General features: G+C 48.3%; 18 protein-coding genes. 15 read left to right on the forward strand and 3 right to left on the reverse strand.

Annotated features, from left to right (window positions below; translation table 11 throughout):
- Positions 1 to 16 precede the first annotated feature (16 nt).
- From IRJ25_RS03730 to sufB, 6 genes are all read left to right on the forward strand, one after another.
- On the forward strand, positions 17 to 1,231 hold the full coding sequence (locus IRJ25_RS03730) for an MDR family MFS transporter (RefSeq protein ID WP_269317806.1): 1,215 nt from the start codon (positions 17 to 19) through the stop codon (positions 1,229 to 1,231).
- A 178-nt stretch (positions 1,232 to 1,409) separates the two neighbouring features.
- Positions 1,410 to 2,171, forward strand: a complete 762-nt coding sequence (gene sufC, locus IRJ25_RS03735; RefSeq protein ID WP_143180266.1) for a Fe-S cluster assembly ATPase SufC — start codon at positions 1,410 to 1,412, stop codon at positions 2,169 to 2,171.
- A gap of 12 nt (positions 2,172 to 2,183) precedes the next feature.
- Positions 2,184 to 3,452, forward strand: coding sequence for a Fe-S cluster assembly protein SufD (gene sufD / locus IRJ25_RS03740; RefSeq protein ID WP_074036358.1), 1,269 nt, complete (start codon positions 2,184 to 2,186; stop codon positions 3,450 to 3,452).
- Between the two features lies 1 nt (position 3,453).
- A complete protein-coding gene (locus IRJ25_RS03745) occupies positions 3,454 to 4,674 on the forward strand; it encodes a cysteine desulfurase (protein ID WP_269317807.1) in 1,221 nt (406 codons plus the stop codon).
- Complete coding sequence (gene sufU / locus IRJ25_RS03750; protein ID WP_026825487.1) at positions 4,664 to 5,098, forward strand: Fe-S cluster assembly sulfur transfer protein SufU; 435 nt, start codon at positions 4,664 to 4,666, stop codon at positions 5,096 to 5,098. The genes IRJ25_RS03745 and sufU overlap by 11 nt, the downstream gene beginning before the upstream one ends.
- A 19-nt stretch (positions 5,099 to 5,117) precedes the next feature.
- Positions 5,118 to 6,515 (forward strand): Fe-S cluster assembly protein SufB, encoded by a 1,398-nt coding sequence (gene sufB / locus IRJ25_RS03755; protein ID WP_012726850.1) that lies wholly within the window; start codon positions 5,118 to 5,120, stop codon positions 6,513 to 6,515.
- Between the two features lie 295 nt (positions 6,516 to 6,810).
- On the opposite strand, the gene IRJ25_RS03760 is transcribed toward sufB, so the two are convergent.
- Positions 6,811 to 7,518: a GIY-YIG nuclease family protein gene (locus tag IRJ25_RS03760; RefSeq protein WP_269317808.1), complete on the reverse strand. Its 708-nt coding sequence runs from the start codon at positions 7,516 to 7,518 to the stop codon at positions 6,811 to 6,813.
- A gap of 215 nt (positions 7,519 to 7,733) precedes the next feature.
- On the opposite strand from IRJ25_RS03760, the gene IRJ25_RS03765 reads away from it, so the two are divergent.
- The gene (locus IRJ25_RS03765; protein ID WP_159562599.1) at positions 7,734 to 8,717 is read left to right on the forward strand and encodes an L-lactate dehydrogenase; all 984 of its coding nucleotides are present in this window, start codon (positions 7,734 to 7,736) and stop codon (positions 8,715 to 8,717) included.
- Between the two features lie 35 nt (positions 8,718 to 8,752).
- On the opposite strand, the gene IRJ25_RS03770 is transcribed toward IRJ25_RS03765, so the two are convergent.
- Positions 8,753 to 10,135, reverse strand: a complete 1,383-nt coding sequence (locus IRJ25_RS03770) for an alanine/glycine:cation symporter family protein (RefSeq protein ID WP_264092691.1) — start codon at positions 10,133 to 10,135, stop codon at positions 8,753 to 8,755.
- A 92-nt stretch (positions 10,136 to 10,227) separates the two neighbouring features.
- Between IRJ25_RS03770 and IRJ25_RS03775 the strand changes: the two genes are divergently transcribed.
- The 8 genes from IRJ25_RS03775 (at position 10,228) to IRJ25_RS03810 (ending at position 17,179) form a co-directional block, all read left to right on the forward strand.
- Positions 10,228 to 10,500, forward strand: a complete 273-nt coding sequence (locus tag IRJ25_RS03775; protein ID WP_078147267.1) for an acylphosphatase — start codon at positions 10,228 to 10,230, stop codon at positions 10,498 to 10,500.
- A 204-nt stretch (positions 10,501 to 10,704) separates the two neighbouring features.
- Positions 10,705 to 12,024, forward strand: a complete 1,320-nt coding sequence (brnQ, locus tag IRJ25_RS03780) for a branched-chain amino acid transport system II carrier protein (RefSeq protein WP_264092690.1) — start codon at positions 10,705 to 10,707, stop codon at positions 12,022 to 12,024.
- Between the two features lie 105 nt (positions 12,025 to 12,129).
- Positions 12,130 to 13,311, forward strand: a complete 1,182-nt coding sequence (locus IRJ25_RS03785; protein WP_159562595.1) for an MFS transporter — start codon at positions 12,130 to 12,132, stop codon at positions 13,309 to 13,311.
- Between the two features lie 11 nt (positions 13,312 to 13,322).
- Positions 13,323 to 14,168 carry a DUF72 domain-containing protein gene (locus IRJ25_RS03790; protein ID WP_269317809.1) on the forward strand — a complete coding sequence of 282 codons (846 nt, stop codon included), beginning with the start codon at positions 13,323 to 13,325 and terminating at the stop codon, positions 14,166 to 14,168.
- A 15-nt stretch (positions 14,169 to 14,183) separates the two neighbouring features.
- On the forward strand, positions 14,184 to 15,524 hold the full coding sequence (locus tag IRJ25_RS03795; protein ID WP_269317810.1) for a bifunctional metallophosphatase/5'-nucleotidase: 1,341 nt from the start codon (positions 14,184 to 14,186) through the stop codon (positions 15,522 to 15,524).
- Positions 15,525 to 15,572: 48 nt separating this feature from the next.
- Entirely contained in the window at positions 15,573 to 15,941 is a 369-nt protein-coding gene (locus tag IRJ25_RS03800) for a YutD family protein (protein WP_047795125.1), read from the forward strand.
- A gap of 158 nt (positions 15,942 to 16,099) precedes the next feature.
- Entirely contained in the window at positions 16,100 to 16,405 is a 306-nt protein-coding gene (locus tag IRJ25_RS03805; protein ID WP_214690691.1) for a hypothetical protein, read from the forward strand.
- 102 nt (positions 16,406 to 16,507) lie between these two features.
- A complete protein-coding gene (locus tag IRJ25_RS03810; RefSeq protein ID WP_269317811.1) occupies positions 16,508 to 17,179 on the forward strand; it encodes a DUF975 family protein in 672 nt (223 codons plus the stop codon).
- Positions 17,180 to 17,223: 44 nt separating this feature from the next.
- On the opposite strand, the gene glpX is transcribed toward IRJ25_RS03810, so the two are convergent.
- A complete protein-coding gene (gene glpX / locus IRJ25_RS03815; RefSeq protein ID WP_078147260.1) occupies positions 17,224 to 18,204 on the reverse strand; it encodes a class II fructose-bisphosphatase in 981 nt (326 codons plus the stop codon).
- Between the last annotated feature and the right edge of the window lie 60 nt (positions 18,205 to 18,264).

Raw genomic sequence — 18,264 nt, forward strand, 5'->3', positions numbered from 1 at the left:
AAAAGGGGGGATTTGGATGAAGCTCAGACAGATTCATCCACTGACGTGGGGCGTCCTGTTCGGGACGTTTTTTGCACGACTGGCGACGTTTTTTGTCATGCCATTTTTTGCGATCTATCTAGCTACGCTCGGCTTTTCAGCGAGTGTGATCGGAACGATCTTTGCCGTGACGGCACTTTCAGGTCTGTTCATGAGCTTCTTTGGGGGGACACTCTCTGATCGGTATGGACGAAAACAGCTCATGTTGATCGGGATCGTGCTGAATGCCGTCACGTTCGCTGGTCTCGCACTTGCGACGGAACTGTTTTGGTTTTACATGCTATCGATGTTGATGGGGATGTCGCGATCATTCCTAGAACCGGCTTCGCGTGCACTCATCAGTGATACGACGCAGGCAGATCAGCGGGTCATCGTCTATAATGTCCGTTACTTCATGATCAATATCGCCGCGGCCATCGGACCACTCTTGGCGGTCGTCTTGTCACTCACTGGTGTGAAGACTGCATTCTTCGTCGTGACGGCTGTCTACATATTATACGGGATCATTATATCTATCTTGTTTTACAAATATCCGTTTGAAGAAGGGGATGGGGTCAAGGCACGCCCGCGCTTGACGGAGACGTTTCGTGTCCTGAGAGATGACCGGACGTTTCGGGCGGTGATTATTGGGATGATTTTCGCGATTATCGGCTATAGCCAGTTCAATTCGACGCTTCCGCAATTCATCGCGTTACGCGACGGACTTGAGGATGGTTCGAGATTGTTCGCCTATTTATTGACGACGAACGCCATCACGGTCCTCGTCGTCCAATATCCGATCATGCGTTTCGGGATTCGTGTCTCTCCGATCAAGTCACTCTTCTTCGGGATTTCGACGTTGTCATTCGGACTTTTGCTCATCGGATTTGCGACGGTCGAATGGGTACTCTTTGTCGCGATGGCCATCTTTACCGTCGGTGAGGTGTTGATGTTCACCATGACGGACGTCTTGACGGATGAACTCGCGCCGGAACATTTAAGAGGGACGTATTTCGGGGCAATGGGATTGACATCACTCGGTCAGACGATCGGACCGATTATCGGTGGCGTGTTACTCGATACATTCGGTCAGTCATCGCTTCCTGTATTCGGAAGTTTGGCGCTCTTGACGGGGTGTGGTGCCTTCTTCTTCGCGGCTGCCGTACGAGAGCGGAAAGCAGTCCTCGCACTCGTCGAAGAGAATGCCGGATAATGTCTTGATTTCCTACTATTAGCATTCTCAACTTTTATCATTCTATTGAGAATGAATTCTAAGGTGAGTCGCTTGAAATAAAAAAATGACTAGTCTAAGATTAGAATATATCTAATCTACGCCATTCACTATGGCGAGAAAATACGGAAGGGGTATCCGAATGTCTAACGTACCACAAATGAAAATTGATGACCTCCGCGTCTCAATCGAAGGAAAAGAGATTGTCAAAGGTCTTAACCTAGAAATTAAAGGTGGCGAAATTCATGCCATCATGGGTCCTAACGGGACTGGTAAATCAACACTCGCATCAGCACTCATGGGTCATCCACTTTATGAGGTCACTGGGGGAAGCGTCGAATTAAACGGCGAAGATGTCCTCGAGATGGAAGTCGACGAGCGCGCACAAGCAGGGATGTTCCTTGCGATGCAGTACCCGGCTGAAATCAGTGGTGTCACAAACGCGGACTTCTTGCGTTCGGCAATCAACTCACGTCGTGAAGAAGGTCAAGAAATCTCGCTCATGAAGTTCATCCGTGAACTCGATGCGAAGATGGAGCTTCTCGAAATCCCTTCAGAAATGGCACACCGTTATTTAAACGAAGGATTCTCAGGCGGTGAGAAGAAGCGTAACGAAATTCTTCAAATGATGATGATTCAACCGAACATCGCCATCTTGGATGAAATCGACTCAGGTCTTGATATTGATGCCCTTAAAGTCGTTGCCAAAGGCGTAAACGAAATGCGTTCAGAAGAGTTCGGCTGCTTGATCATCACGCACTACCAACGTCTCCTCAACTATATCGAGCCAGACTTCGTACACATCATGATGGACGGGAAAATCGTCATGTCTGGTGGTAAAGAGCTCGCACAGCGACTCGAGGCAGAAGGTTACGACTGGGTGAAGCAAGAACTCGGAATGACAGTAGACACAGAAGCGTAAGGAGGCTGTACGATGACCGTACAATTTGAATTGGATGCACAAGCGTTGTCGGCACGTGCAGAAGCGCTCGGCGGACCAGCATGGATGGTCAACCGTCGTAAAGAGGCAGCAGAACTTGCGCCGACACTTGCTTTGCCAAAAGTTGAAAAAATTAAGATTGATAAGTGGGACTTCACAGCGGGAGATGTCGAGCTCGAACAAAAAGACGGCTTGACAGCGGACATCGAATCACTCCTCGGAGACCACCGGACAAACGTGCTCGTTGAACGCAACGGTCATGTCGTCTATAACGAATTGTCGATGCCTGAAGGCGTTTTGTTCATGGGAATCAAAGAAGCGATGGAGCAACATCCGGAGCTCGTTGAGAAATACTTCATGACTGAAGGCGTACGTGTCGATGAAGAACGTCTTTCGGCGTTGAATGCTGCCCTCACAAACGGTGGTGCATTCATCTACGTACCGAAAAACACGCAATTGAAAGATCCGCTTCAAGCCATCTTCACGATGGAACAGGCGAACGGTGCCCTCTATCACCACACGATCCTCGTCGCAGACGAAGGCAGTGAAGTGACATACATCGAAAACTTCCTTTCTGGCACGAATGAACCGCATACGGTCAACGTCGTGACGGAAGTATTCGCTGGAGAGAACGCGAAAGTCGTCTTCGGTGGTGTCGATCAGCTCGCTGAATCAGCACTTACGTTCATGAATCGTCGCGGTGTCGTCTATGCGAACGGTCGCCTCGATTGGGCGCTCGGTCACATGAACGACGGGAACTCGGTCGTCGAGACGAAGACTCACCTCGTCGGCGACAACACGTATTCAGATACAAAAGCTGTGACAATCGGTCGCGGTGCACAGAAACAAAACTTCAACATTCGTACCGACCACTTCGGAAAAGCATCTGAAGGGTTCATCTTGATTCACGGTGTCCAAAAAGACGCAGCCACTGCAATCTTCAGCGGGACATCGATGATTCACCACGGTGCGTCAAAATCGAACGGTGTACAAACAGAGCGCGTCTTGATGCTCTCTGAAAAAGCACGTGGGGATGCCAACCCGATTCTTCTTATCGATGAAGATGACGTTATGGCAGGTCACGCAGCGTCTGTCGGTCGTGTCGATGATGTTCAATTGTACTACTTGATGAGCCGTGGTTTGTCTCGCCAAGAGGCAGAGCGTTTAATCATCCACGGATTCTTGACGCCTGTCGTCGAAGAACTCGCAATCGATTCGGTCAAAGACCGTCTCCGCGAAGTCATCGAAGGGAAAGTACGTTAAGATGTTGAACGCCTCGATTCGTGAACAGTTTCCGATTTTAGATCAGGAAATCAATGGACACCCGCTCGTTTATCTTGATAGCGCGGCGAGCTCACAAAAGCCGCTCGCTGTCATCGAGGCGATCGAGGACTATTATCGTCGCAACCATTCGAACGTGCATCGTGGCGTCCATACGCTCGGGACGCAAGCAACGGATGCGTATGAAGGAGCACGTGAACGCGTCCGCTCATTCATCCATGCGGCGGTTCCTGAAGAAATCATTTTCACTCGTGGAACGACGACGGCCATCAATTTGGTCGCATCGAGCTACGGAGATGCGAATGTCGGTGAAGGCGACGAGATCGTCCTCACTCCGATGGAACATCATGCGAACTTAATCCCATGGCAACAACTCGCCAAGCGAAAAGGCGCGACACTTCGATACGTCGAGCTCACGTCGGACGGACGTGTCACACTCGATGCGGTTCAAGCGGTGTTATCAGACCGGACGAAAATCGTCGCGATGAGTCACGTCTCGAACGTACTCGGGACGATTAACCCGATTGCCGAAGTCGCTCGACTCGCGCATGAGTTGGGTGCCGTCATGGTCGTCGATGCCGCGCAAAGTGCACCGCACCGAAAACTTGACGTCCAAGCACTCGACTGTGACTTCCTCGCCTTTTCTGGACATAAGATGCTCGGACCGACTGGGATTGGTGTCTTATATGGGAAGAAGCAACTCCTCAAGAACATGGAGCCGGTCGAGTTCGGTGGCGAGATGATTGACTATGTCGATTTATATGAATCGACGTGGAAAGACATCCCGTACCGTTTCGAAGCGGGAACACCGATTATCGCCGGAGCGGTCGGACTTGCGGCAGCCATCGATTTCTTAGAAGAAATCGGTCTTGAAAACGTCGAAGCACACGAACGTGAACTCGCGTCTTATGCAATCGAGCAGATGAAAACGATTGAAGGGATCGAGATTTACGGTCCTGAAGATCGCGTCGGTCTCGTCACGTTCAACTTGAAGGACGTTCATGCGCACGACCTCGCGACTGTGCTCGACATGCAAGGTATCGCGGTTCGTGCCGGTCATCACTGTGCACAACCACTCATGCGTCTTTTGAAGCAATCATCGACGGCACGGGCGAGCTTCTATTTGTATAACACAAAAGAAGAAGTCGACCGCTTCATCGAGGGATTACGTCAAACGAAGGAGTATTTCAATTATGAGTTTTAATAATCTCGACATGTTGTACCGCCAGGTCATCATGGATCACTATAAAAACCCAAGAAACCGTGGCGTCATCGAAGATGGCGTGACGGTGGACTTGAACAACCCGACGTGTGGGGATTCGCTTCGTCTTCAACTACAGGTCGAAGACGACATCGTCAAAGATGCGAAGTTTGAAGGGGAAGGCTGCTCGATCAGTCTCGCCTCGGCATCGATGATGACCCAAATCGTCAAAGGAAAAACAGTAGAAGAGGCGCTTCAACTCGCCAACATCTTCTCTGAAATGGTTCAAGGCAAAGAGTACGACACGGATACGTTTGACCTCGGTGATATCGAGGCGCTCTCAGGCGTATCGAAATTCCCGGCTCGAATCAAGTGTGCCACGCTCGCGTGGAAGGCGCTTGAAAAAGGAGTAGACGAGGACGCGTAAGGAGAAGGAGGAGACCGATATGGCAAAGAACATGCCGGAAATTGGCGATTATAAATACGGCTTCCATGATCGGGACGTTTCGATTTTCCGTTCAGGCCGTGGCTTGACGACAGAAATCGTAGAGACGATCTCACGCATGAAAGAAGAGCCACAATGGATGCTCGACTTCCGTTTGAAGTCGTTGGATCACTTCAACAAGATGGCGATGCCGACATGGGGCGGAGACCTCTCGGCACTTGATTTCGACGAAATCACGTACTATGTCAAACCATCTGAAAAGACAGAACGCTCATGGGATGAGGTACCAGAAGAAATCAAACGTACGTTTGACAAGCTCGGTATCCCAGAAGCAGAGCAAAAATACTTGGCAGGTGTCTCGGCTCAGTATGAGTCTGAGGTTGTCTACCATAGCATGCAAGAAGACTTCGAAGAAAAAGGTGTCATCTTCAAAGATACAGACACAGCCCTCAAAGAAGACGAAGAGATCTTCAAAGAGTACTTCGGGAAGTTGATTCCGCCGACGGACAACAAGTTTGCGGCCCTCAACTCAGCTGTTTGGTCGGGTGGCTCGTTCATCTATGTACCAAAAGGCGTAAAACTTGAGCAACCGCTCCAAGCCTACTTCCGCATCAACTCGGAAAACATGGGTCAATTCGAGCGTACGCTCATCATCGTCGACGAAGGCGCATCGGTTCATTACGTCGAAGGATGTACGGCACCGGTTTACACAACGAACTCGCTTCACTCAGCGGTCGTTGAGATCTTCGTCAACAAAGATGCATATTGCCGTTACACGACGATCCAAAACTGGGCGAACAACGTCTACAACTTGGTAACGAAACGTGCAGTTTGTGAAGCGGGTGGATCGATGGAGTGGATCGATGGAAACATCGGATCGAAACTCACAATGAAATACCCAGCTGTCATCTTGAAAGGGGAAGGCGCACGTGGGATGACACTCTCAATCGCCCTCGCTGGTAAAGGACAGCACCAAGACGCTGGCGCTAAAATGATTCACCTCGCACCAAACACGTCGTCGTCTATCGTCTCAAAATCGATTTCGAAACAAGGCGGAAAAGTATCGTACCGTGGAATCGTCCACTTCGGCCGTAAGGCGAAGGGCGCACGCTCGAACATCGAGTGTGACACGCTCATCATGGACAACGAGTCGACTTCAGATACGATCCCGTACAATGAAATCTTGAACGACCAAGTGTCGCTCGAGCACGAAGCGAAAGTCTCAAAAGTGTCAGAAGAGCAACTCTTCTACCTCATGAGCCGTGGAATCTCGGAAGAAGAAGCGACAGAAATGATCGTAATGGGCTTCATCGAGCCATTCACAAAAGAATTACCAATGGAATATGCGGTCGAAATGAACCGTCTCATCAAGTTCGAGATGGAAGGTTCGATTGGATAATCGCTTAACACCAGTATTTTAAGGGCTGTTTTGAGGTCTAGTTTTGTTCTAGTCCTCAATCAGCCCTCATTTTTTTCTTTTTCAAATAATAAATAAAATTGGAATTACATAAGTTAACTTATGTTTTTAGAATGCATTAGTTTTAGTGATTAAGACCGAATGCTCTAGTACCGAGTTTATCTATATAGTTCATTTCTTCTTTTAATATTTGTACCTTTGTTACGTTTGTTGGGAAAGTTTGAAGAATACTATATCTAAAATTATTTATTCGTTCTGGATCATTTTTTAAAATATTTTAAAGTTCTATATTATTTCCGTGTCCATTCTGAGCGTATGTTTTCCACCTTCCGAGTAGACCTTCTTTTCCGTATGAACTTCCAACATATTGCTTACCGTCAGTAGTATCTACTATTAAATATATGGCATTAACTGATGAAAGTAATTTATGCCATATCATATTTGAAATAGGATCTTCTGTCATTCTTTTTAGTTCGTTATGAAATAATTTAACTTCGTTATATCCTGGGAATTCTCTTACAAAGGCTTTAGGTAAGATTTGAACAACTTCTTTTATACTAGTATCTAATCCTACACACCATGCTTGACCTACCTCATTCCAGTTGATAACTACTTTACCTTCAAAATCCTCAAATCCAGTCTTTTTTTCTAAGTCATAATAGTATTTGCTGTTAGTTTTTGCTTTGCCCCTAAATGATACTGACTTATCTTTTGGAAATCCGTTTATTATTTGCATACTTTTTACCTCATAAACTCCAATGAAAAGTGCCTGTTTATTTGAGATTCCAATACAAGATACTATATATTCACAATTTGCAAATTGGTTTCTTTCTTGATGAGATTGATACAGCTCAAATTCTTTAATATCTTTTAGAAATAAATCATATACATTCACGTCTTCTCTAGTGTCTTTGTGCCTAACGATTTTAATCTTATGGTTTATGTCGAGACCTCTTAAAACTAACAATTCTTTTAAAGTTAGCATTTTCTCACCTCAAATTAATTAGTGTTAATATTTATAACCGTTTTAGAAGAACTTATTCCTAAAATGGTATTATTATCGTGAGTGATAATATTTTATGGATACAGACTCTTATCTAAATAGAGAATGGGCTAAAAATGATATGAAAATAAATATTGAAAAAGAGTAGAGTCGGGTATGCTAAAAAAGAGAAAGAATCATAGAAAGGATGGATACACATGTCACGTATTCCGCATAAAGATGAGATTGACCCGAAAGACATCACTCGCATCGCCGTCATCGGTGCAGGTTGGGTCGGCGTCAGTTTCGCCTATCAATTATCCACGGCTGCGCTTTGCGAGGAGCTCGTCCTGATCGACTCGAATCATGCCAAGGCAGAAGGAGAGGCGATGGACCTCAATCATGGGATCTCATTCGCCCCGACACCGGTCCGGATTTGGGCAGGGGACTACTCGGATTGTAAAGACGCAGATATCGTCGTCATCACGGCAGGAGCCGCACAAAAACTTGGGCAGACACGGATGGACCTCGTCGAGCAAAACGCCAAGGTCGTCCGCACCGTGACCGAAGACTTGATGAAGAGCGGGTTCGACGGCATTTTAGTCGTCGCGACGAACCCGGTCGATGTGATGGCACACGTCGCCTGGAAAGCATCGGGTTTACCAAAAGAACGCGTCATCGGTTCAGGGACGGTCCTCGATACAGCACGACTCCGTTACAAACTTGGAGACTATTTCGAACTATCGCCACGAAACTGCCACGCCTACTATATGGGGGAACATGGGGATACGGGCTTTGTCGCATGGAACAACGCACGCATCTATGGGAAGAGTATCGATGAACTATTGGCGGAGAACGAGAAATATCAGTTCGAAGACTTAGAAGCGATCTATGCGGACGTACGCGACGCTGCTTACCAGATCATCGAGCATAAGAACGCCGCCTATTATGCGATTGGGGTAGGCTTGCTTCGCATCATCCGGGCCATCGTCCGAAATGAAAACTCCGTCGTGACAATTGGCGCTCACCTAGACGGCGAGTACGGGGCGAGTGACGTGCATATTGGCGTACCGGCCTTGATTGACCGAAGCGGCATTCGTAAGATCATCGAGATTGAATTGACGAACGAAGAACAACAGAAGTTTGACGCCTCGGTACAAACTATCAAAGCAGGGATTGAGAAAGTCGAGCCCGCATCCTAAAAAAGATCCGACTGCTTAGGCAGTCGGATTGTTGGTTAAGACGCCTCTTCTTCGGCGATATCTTTCTTGTAATACTTCTCGGATGTGAAGAACTCGGTTGTCAATCGTTTCACTTCACCACTTAGAAGCAAGACGGCAATCATATTCGGGATGAGGATCATCGCTAGCATCAAGTCTAGGAAGTTCCAAATCATCTGAGCGCCTCCAATCGAACCGATGACAATCGAGACGATATAAACGGCCTTCATGATTTTTCCTGCCGTCAAACCGAATAAGTACTCGGCTTGTCGCGAGCCGTAAAAGATGATGACGATAATGGTCGAGAGGACGAAGAAGATGAGTGAGATGGTGACGAGTAAGCTTCCCGTGTAACCGAAGTATTCATTGAAAGCAATCGTCGTCAACGCTGCTGGGTCATCCATCGCTCCGTCTGCCGTCCAGACACCTGAAGACAAGACGACGAATGCGGTCGTGCTACAAATGATGAGCGTATCGATGACGATCCCGATGACGGCCCAGAACCCTTGGCGCACCGGATGGTCCGTCTGTGCCGCGGCGTGGGCAATAGGTGCCGTTCCAAGACCGGCTTCATTTGAATAGAGTCCACGGGCGAAGCCCCAACGAATCGTCTCAGCAACGGCGGCACCGGCAAACCCACCGAACGCGGCCATCGGCTCGAATGCATAAGAGAAGATGAGACTGAGAACGTTTGGAATCTCAGAGAAGTTCATCAAGACGATGACGAGTCCGGCTCCGACATAGACGAGTGCCATGCCAGGGACGACGATCTCGGTGACTTTCGCGATGCGCTTCATTCCGCCAAAGACGATGATGCCCACAAGAATAGCGACGACAATCCCCGTGATGAGCGTGTTCCCATTGAACGTCTCACGGACTGCCGAGCTGACAGCGTTTCCTTGTACCATGATACTCGGAATGAGTTCGATCATGAGAGCGAAGGCGAACCACGTCGCGAGCCACTTCCAACGAAGTCCTTTTGATATGTAGTAGACCGGTCCCCCGACAAATTCGCCGGCATCATTCTTCTCACGATAGTGCACGGCCAGTACGCTCTCTGAGAACTTGATGGCCATGCCGATGATAGCGATGACCCACATCCAGAAGATGGCACCCGGTCCCCCGAACATAATCGCTGCAGGTACACCGATGATGTTCGCGGCCCCGACTGTTGAAGAGAGGGCTGACGTCAACGCTTGTCTCGGACTGATGTCGCCTTCACCTTTCGGCTTTTTGAAAATGCTGCCGAATGTTTGCTTGAATATGTAGATGGGGTAACGAAACTGAAAGAAACCGAGCTTGATGGTGAGGAAGATACCGGATAAAACGAGTAACGAGATAATCGGTACGCCCCAAAGCCAGTCGGAAACGTTCGTGACAAGAGTAATAAATTCATTCATACAACCACTCCAATTCCATTATTTTACTTAAATACTGTTTCCTAAAGTAAGGACCTCTAAACATCTTTGACAAAATAAAGGAGGAAAATAGAATGAGAGTTGCTAAACGTTTGATTGTATCTGGACGTGTCCAAGGCGTGGGGTTTCGATATTTTTCACAGGAGACCGCGCAACGATTCGGCATCAAAGGATGGGTTCGCAATCTAAGTGACGGGACAGTCGAGCTACATGCGGAAGGAACCGAGCAAGAAATCGACGCCTTCGAGCAGACGTTGAAGGATGGCAATCGCTTTGTCGGTGTCGAACGAATCGAAGAGACGGAAGCGAACGATCAGGAATTTCGCTCGTTCGACATACGCTATTAACCGCTTACATCTCCCTACATGTGAAAGGGAGATTTTTTTGTGAAATCTACATTTCAAAAAATTAAACCTCGAATTTTGGAGATAGGGTGGTCAAACGATAGGAAGTGTGTATAATGAAATAGACCAAGCGATATATTGTCAGAAAATTTAGTTATTATTTTTTTGTTAAGTCGTTCGGAATATCAAGTGTATGGAGGTAGTTGTATGAAAAAATCGACATTGTTCCCGTTAGCGTTTACGATTTTTGCTTTATTCTTTGGGGCCGGGAACTTGCTGTTCCCACCTGAGCTCGGCGCCTTGGCGGGGGAAAACCTCGTACCGGCGATGATCGGGTTCGTCATTACGGGTGTCGGTTTACCGCTTCTTGCTTTGTTCGCAGTCGCTCGGGTCGGCGGTGGGACAGACCAAATTGCTCGTTATATTCCAAAGCGTCTCGCGCTTATCTTGACAGGATTGATGTATGTAGCCATCGGACCATTCTTCGGAATTCCGCGTACGGCTGCCGTCACGTATGAAATGGGACTCGTCCCGTTTCTCGATGCGCCTTCTACTTTGACACTCGCGATGAGTTCGACCGTCTTTTTCGGGTTGACGTTCTTCTTGACGCTCCGTGCTCAAAAGTTGATTGAAGTCATCGGACGCATCATCACACCAATCCTCTTGTTCTTACTCGCAGCGATTGGGATCACAAACCTCATCTCGCCTCTCGGAGAGCCTGGAGCTCCAGCGGAAGGGTTTGAGACATGGTTGGGCGCACTCGGCCAAGGTTTCCAACAAGGCTATTTGACAATGGATGTATTCGGGGCCCTCGTCTTTGGGGCAATCGTCCTCGTCACGTTGAAAGCAAATGGGTTGAGTGACCAAAAAGAAGCGTCTTCGCTCCTTCGTTCTGCAGGGATGCTTGCCGTTACCTGTTTGATGCTCGTCTATATCTCGCTCGGTTCGATCGGTGCGAATATGACAGTCGCAGAAGGAACGACGAGTGGCGCAAGCCTTCTCCAAGCGTTCGCAGGTACGTCTTACGGCCAAGTCGGAATGCTCGCACTCGGGTTAGCGGTCTTCCTCGCTTGTTTGACGACAGCAGTTGGACTCATCTCAGAGTTCTCACGCTTCATCAGCAACCAGTTTGATTCTCTCAAATATCATCATGTCGTCATCGCGACAACATTGTTTGGGTTCATGATCTCACTCGTCGGTTTGAGCTCGTTGATTCAAATCGCCGTGCCGCTTCTCACGCTCCTCTATCCGGTCATGATCGCACTCGTGCTCATATCGGTGACGGAACGACTTCAACGAAACCCCGGTGTGGCGATGAAAGCGACAATTTACACGGCGCTCGTGCTCTCGTTCTTTGAAACGTGGAACGGCATCCAGCCTTCTGCGGTTACTTCTTGGATTGGAAACTTACCAATGGCGGATATCGGACTTGCCTGGGCAGTTCCGACGATGATCGTCTATGCGATCACGCTTCTTCTTCCGAAAGGAACGTCACAAGAATCACTCGCTCAATCACGCATCTCATAAGTCTCGCCCATCCTTTAGTCAAGGATGGGCTTTTTTCTGTCTTATTGTTTGCCTGGATGTGAGCTCAAACAGTAAAATGGAAAGATGAAAAGGGAGTGACATTCGTTGACGACAAAACAAAAAAATCAATTGGCGATTCTCATGTTGAACATGTTTATCGCCGTCGCCGGATTTGGGATCATCATCCCGATTATTCCGGATTACTTAAAGATGATTGGCGAGGGAGGGACAGCCGCCGGACTCATGATTTCCGTATTTGCGGGTGCCCAGCTCGTCATGTCACCGATTGCCGGGAAATGGGCGGACGTCCACGGCCGCCGACTCATGATCATTCTCGGTCTGATCGGATTCACCATCTCGATGGGAGTCTTCTATCTATCAGATAATTTGACAATTCTTCTCGTCTCTCGTGCCATCGGGGGTGTTGGTGCAGCGCTTTTGATTCCTGCCATCTTCGCTTATGTGGCAGATATCACGACACTCGAGCAACGAGCTCGAGGAAACAGTTATATTTCCGCGGCAATGTCGCTAGGAATTGTAGTGGGACCAGGGATTGGTGGCTTTTTTGCTGAATTCGGCTTGAAGACACCGTTGCTCGTTTCAGCGATTGTATCGTTTATTGCTGTCATTTCGTCTGTGCTTCTTCTTAAGGAGCCTGACCGTGCTCCATACGTGGCGCCTAAGATTAAAGAGTCTTTACCGACGCAGCTAGTCATGTCGACGCGAAAACCGTACTTCTTCGTATTGGTCATCAACCTCGTCATGGCGTTTGGTCTGATGGCGTATGAATCGGTACTTGGGCTCTATGTCAGTGAGATGTTCAGTGCGACACCACAAGAGATTGCCATCATGGTAACCGGAACGGGGATTGTGAGTGTTATCGTTCAATTGTTTGCGGTGGACCGTCTCGTCGAATGGTTGGGTGAGACCAAGGTCGTACTTGCTTTCATCGCGCTCGCCTCATTCGGCTTCTTGTTATCTTTGTTCGCGGGTACGTATATGCTCTTCTTCGCAGTGACACTCGTGATTTTCTTATCGACATCTATTTTACGACCGGTGTTGAACACGCTCGTGTCGAAACTTGCAGGAAACGAGCAAGGTCTTGCCATGGGGATGAACAACGCTTATATGAGTATTGGGAATATTTTAGGGCCGACATTGGCGGGAATCGCCTTTGATATTGATATGCGCTATCCGTTCATGATGGGACTCGTCCTATTGCTCGTCACATACATGGGCACATGGAACTGGTCGAAACGGAAAGCGGCCGCCATTTCAGAATCGTAAAGGAGGACGCTATGATCTATGTAGGTGTGACCGGATGGGGTGACCACGATTTGCTGTATACGACCCCAGAAGAACGAAAACATAAATTATCGACATATGCGGGACATTTCCCGACTGTTGAAGTCGACTCGACCTTCTATGCGATTCAACCGGTGAAAAATTTCGAAAAATGGGATGGGGAAACACCAGATCATTTTCAATTCGTTGTAAAAGTTTCCAGGGAAATGAGCGGACATGATCGTGAGCCGAAAACGCCTCTGATTGAACTGTTTGAGCGTTATCGCGTCTCGGTCGACCCGTTAAAACGAGCGGGGAAATTACGGGCTGTACTTGTTCAATTACCGCCGTGGTTCGATGTGTCAAAGCCAAACCTGGATTATTTGCGAACGCTTCGTGCCGAGCTGTCAGATTACGAGATTGCCATCGAGTTCCGCAATCCGACCTGGTTCTCAGAAGCGTTCCGGGACCGGACGCTTCAATTTTTGACGGAGCAACGGTTCATCAACACGATTTGCGATGAACCGCAAACGAAAGAGAGCAGCATCCCGTTCGTACCGGTCGTGACCCATCCAGACGTGGCGGTCGTTCGTTTACACGGGCGGAATACATCAGGTTGGCTAAAGAAACCGGGAATGACGAGTCAAGAATGGCGGCATGTTCGCTGTCTGTATCGCTATAGCGAAGAGGAGCTTCAAGAATTGGCGACCTCACTTCGTGAGATTGACCGTGAAGCGAAAGACGTGTATGTATACTTTAACAACAACTCGGCTGGGGATGCAGCACCGAATGCAAAGCGACTCATTGAGATTCTTGGCCTTGAATATGAACTCGCGCCGAGACAAATCAGTTTGTTTTAGAAGGAAGGGATGGCCATGACGACACTGTCTATTTTTCATTACAACGATCTTCATTCAAAGTTCGACCAATGGCCGAAACTTGTTTCATTTCTAGAAGAACATCGGACTGACGACACGCTGTACTTTGATTTAGGAGATCATGCCGACCGCACCCACCCGGCGACCGAAGTGACACGTGGAAAGTTGAATGTTCGTTTGCTCGAGCAACTCCGTCCGACAGCCGTCACCATCGGAAACAACGAAGGGATCACTTTTCCTCATGATTGGCTAGCCGAACTGTATGACGAAGCGACATTTCCCATCTTACTTGGGAATGTATATGAAGCAGACGGGTCACGACCGAATTGGGTCGATGAGACGCTCGTTCTTGAGAAAGATGGTTTCCAAATCGGCCTGTTTGGTGTGACCGCTCCATATGAAGAGTTATACCCAGAGCTCGGCTGGCAGATTGAATCGCCTTACGAGGCGGCGGAGCGAGCGCTGAAACAGTTGGCGCATTGTGATGTCATCATCGCGCTCAGTCACCTTGGGTTCTTTGGAGACGAGCGATTAGCTGAAATGTTTCCTGAAATCGATGTGATTCTCGGTGCGCATACACATCATGTCTTAGATGAAGGTGTGATGACGAACGGTGTGTTGATTGCACAGGCCGGAAAATATGGGAAGTACGTCGGTGAAGTCACACTGACGCTTGGCGAGTCAGGAATCGTATCGAAAGAAGCGCGCCTTCACGAACTGTCTCAGCAATCGGATAGTCCAGACACGTTGGCCTTGTTGCATACAGAAGGGGCAGATGCCGAACGCCTTCTTGATGTCACGATTGCAGAGACGGATGGATACGCCTCCGATTGGTTCGGACCTTCTCCACTGGGCGACCTGCTCGTCGAAGGCATGGTCGAATGGTGTGCGGCGGATGTGGGGATCATCCCATCTGGCGTTGTGCTAGAAGGACTGGCGCCGGGTGGGGTGACGCTCAACATGTTGCATCGGATCTGTCCGCATCCAATCAATCCTTGTGTGCTGACATTGGACGGGGAGACGTTGGCGCGTTTCCTTCACGATGCCAATGAAGAAACGTTCACGAGTATGCATGTCAGAGGTCTCGGCTTCAGAGGTACCGTTCTCGGAGAACCGAGTCTCTATCAAATCGAACAGCGGGACGGTCAGACATATGTAATGGGGGAACGATTGGATTTAAATCGGACATATCGCGTCGCGACGGTCGATATGTTGACGTTCGGTCCGCTCCTTCCTTATTTGGCAGACCAACCGAAGCGATATTTCATGCCCGAACTTCTGCGGGATGTATTACGAGAAACAATCGTCGCCCGTCATGAAGTGATTCGAAAAGGATAGAGCGCATCGACGGGGGCATGCTATGATAACAGAGTGGAGGTGGGAACGATGATTCGAGTGAATCGCCACGGATATACCGTCTTGGAAGAAAAACGGGACGGGTTCGATGAAGAGGCGTTTATCGCACGCTATAGTGACGTGCTAGATAAGTACGATTACATCGTCGGTGATTGGGGGCATGGTCAGTTGCGATTGAAGGGATTCTATGAACCGCAATCCAAATTGGCGACCTATGAGAACCGAATTGATCACGTGATGGACTACGTATACGAATATTGCAACTTTGGATGTCCTTATTTCGTTTTGAAGAAGGAAACGGAAATCAACGAAGAAGAGAGTGGACCCGTCTTTGGGGGAACGAAACAAAAACTGAAGTTGAAACGGAAGTTCAACAAGACCGATGAATCAAATGTGTGAAGTGCTGAGCCGTCAGCACTTTTTTTATTACATTTGATTTCCAAATATTTCGTTTAGGTAAAAAGTCGTGACTTCCGGTTTTGAGGTTGGAAAAATGTGATAAATTGTCATTAAGGATAGTTTCGTCGTTTTTTGGTTTTGATAGTGAGGTGATTTGGATGCAACATGTACAGACGACCGTCGGGGATCGGGATGACGTCCATAATCGAATTCATAACTTCGGACTCGGGATATTGGCCATGTTCTTTTTTGGTTTCCATATCATGATGACCTTTTATTTTACGGCGGCAGTCATTCTATTTGAACTCTTTCATGTGTTGATCATCCGTCGCTTTGAATATGGCCATTCGTTCTTGCGAGGCCGTGTCTTCAAAGTCACATCTCACCTTGTGTTATCACTCGGGGTGCTGTTGTTGATCTTGTCCATGTCTCAGTTCTTTTTAGGCAATGTAATGATTCGCTAAGCGGAAAGGAAAAATTCCTTTCCCTTTTTTTATGTTTTTTGAAACGTATGGTCACCTTTTCACGTACACTAATAGAAAGACTACGAAAAAGGATGGATTACTATGAGATCTGAATGGAAACAACATGCACGACACGCCTTGAAAGGAAAATGGTGGTTGATGGCCGGATTGGCACTCTTGTTCGTCATCATCAACGGGATTCCCCAATCGCTCGCGCCTGAGATTGATCCGAATTCGACAGCGCCCCTTACATCGACAGACGCCACGTTAAGTCTTGTGTCGACCGTTCTTCAAATCTTGATTGCACCACTCACCATCGGTTGGTCATGGCTCGCACTCAACGTATCACGTGAAAAGGGTGCCTCGCTCTCGACAATGTTCAAACCGTTCCAAACACGTTACTTCAAACATGTCATCACGTCTTTTGTCATGAGCCTCTTTATCGTGTTGTGGACCTTGTTGTTGATTGTACCGGGAATCATCAAAGCCTTCTCGTACTCACTCACACCGTACATTTTGCGCGACCAGCCTGAACTTTCGGCACTCGAGTCGATCACAGAATCACGTCGTCTCATGGATGGGCACAAGATGGAAGCCTTCATGCTCGTCTTGTCCTTCTTTGGTTGGTTCCTCGTCGGGATCTTGACGCTCGGGATCGGATTCTTCTTCATCGGACCTTACTTCTCGACGACGTACGCGACGTTCTACGATTCGATTCGAGACAAGCAAGTTGATTCGAATGAGCCAGTGCACGGAACAGAACAAGGATTTTAAAGAAACAAACGCCTCGCTCAAGTGATTGAGCAAGGCGTTTTTGATTAGGCGTTGACTTCAGTTTTTTGTAAGTATGGTTTCAACGACAAGTGGTGTTCGGCCACGACTTTACGAATCGTACGTGTCTTCGAGCGCATGACGAGTGATGTCGTCTCGACGATATCATCTGTTAAGAATTTGACGCCATCGAGCAACTCACCTGACGTGACACCTGTTGCGGCGAAGATACAGTCATCACTCTTGACGAGGTCGTCGAGCGTGAGGAGTTGGAGCGGATCAACAATACCCATCGAGATGACGCGTGCAGATTCTTCTTCATTCATCGGGTGAAGACGGGCCTGCATGTCTCCGCCAAGCGCTTTGACAGCTGCAGCCGTGATGACGCCTTCAGGAGCACCGCCTGTACTGATGAAAATATCAATCGGATTTGTTTTGACGGCAGCTGCGATTCCGGCCGAGACATCGCCATCCTCAAACAATTTGACGCGTGCGCCGACGTTCATGACGGCTTGGCGAAGGTGTTCGTGGCGATCGCGGTCTTGCATGATCACCGTCACTTCTTCAATGCGTTTATTGTTATATTTTGCTGCTTTTTCGATGATCGACTCGAGTGGTTCATCGAGCGAGACTTTTCCTTTTAAGTTCGGCCCAACGACGAGCTTATCCATGTACATATCTGGTGCGTGGAGGAGGGCACCTTCATCCGCAACAGCGATGACGACCATCGCATCTCCGAGTCCTTTTGCGACAATGGATGTACCTTCGAGCGGATCAACGGCGATGTCGACTTTCGGACCGAACGTCGTACCGAGTTTTTCCCCAATGTAGAGCATCGGTGCCTCATCGAGCTCACCTTCTCCGATGACGACCGTCGCATCCATGTTCACTGTTCCGAGAACTTCGCGCATCGCTGACGTAGCTGCGTCATCGGCTTCATTCTTTTGCCCACGTCCGATCCATTTCGAAGATGCGAGTGCTGCGGCTTCCGTTGCTCGTACGATTTCTAATGCTAATTCACGTTCCATAGTGTTGTACCCTCCACGTTATCTCTATTAAATGTGTTATACTTTTTACGGCTTAAATCC

Origin of the sequence: Exiguobacterium sp. KJ 601 (assembly GCF_027161185.1) — a bacterium.
GTDB lineage: Bacteria > Bacillota > Bacilli > Exiguobacteriales > Exiguobacteriaceae > Exiguobacterium > Exiguobacterium profundum.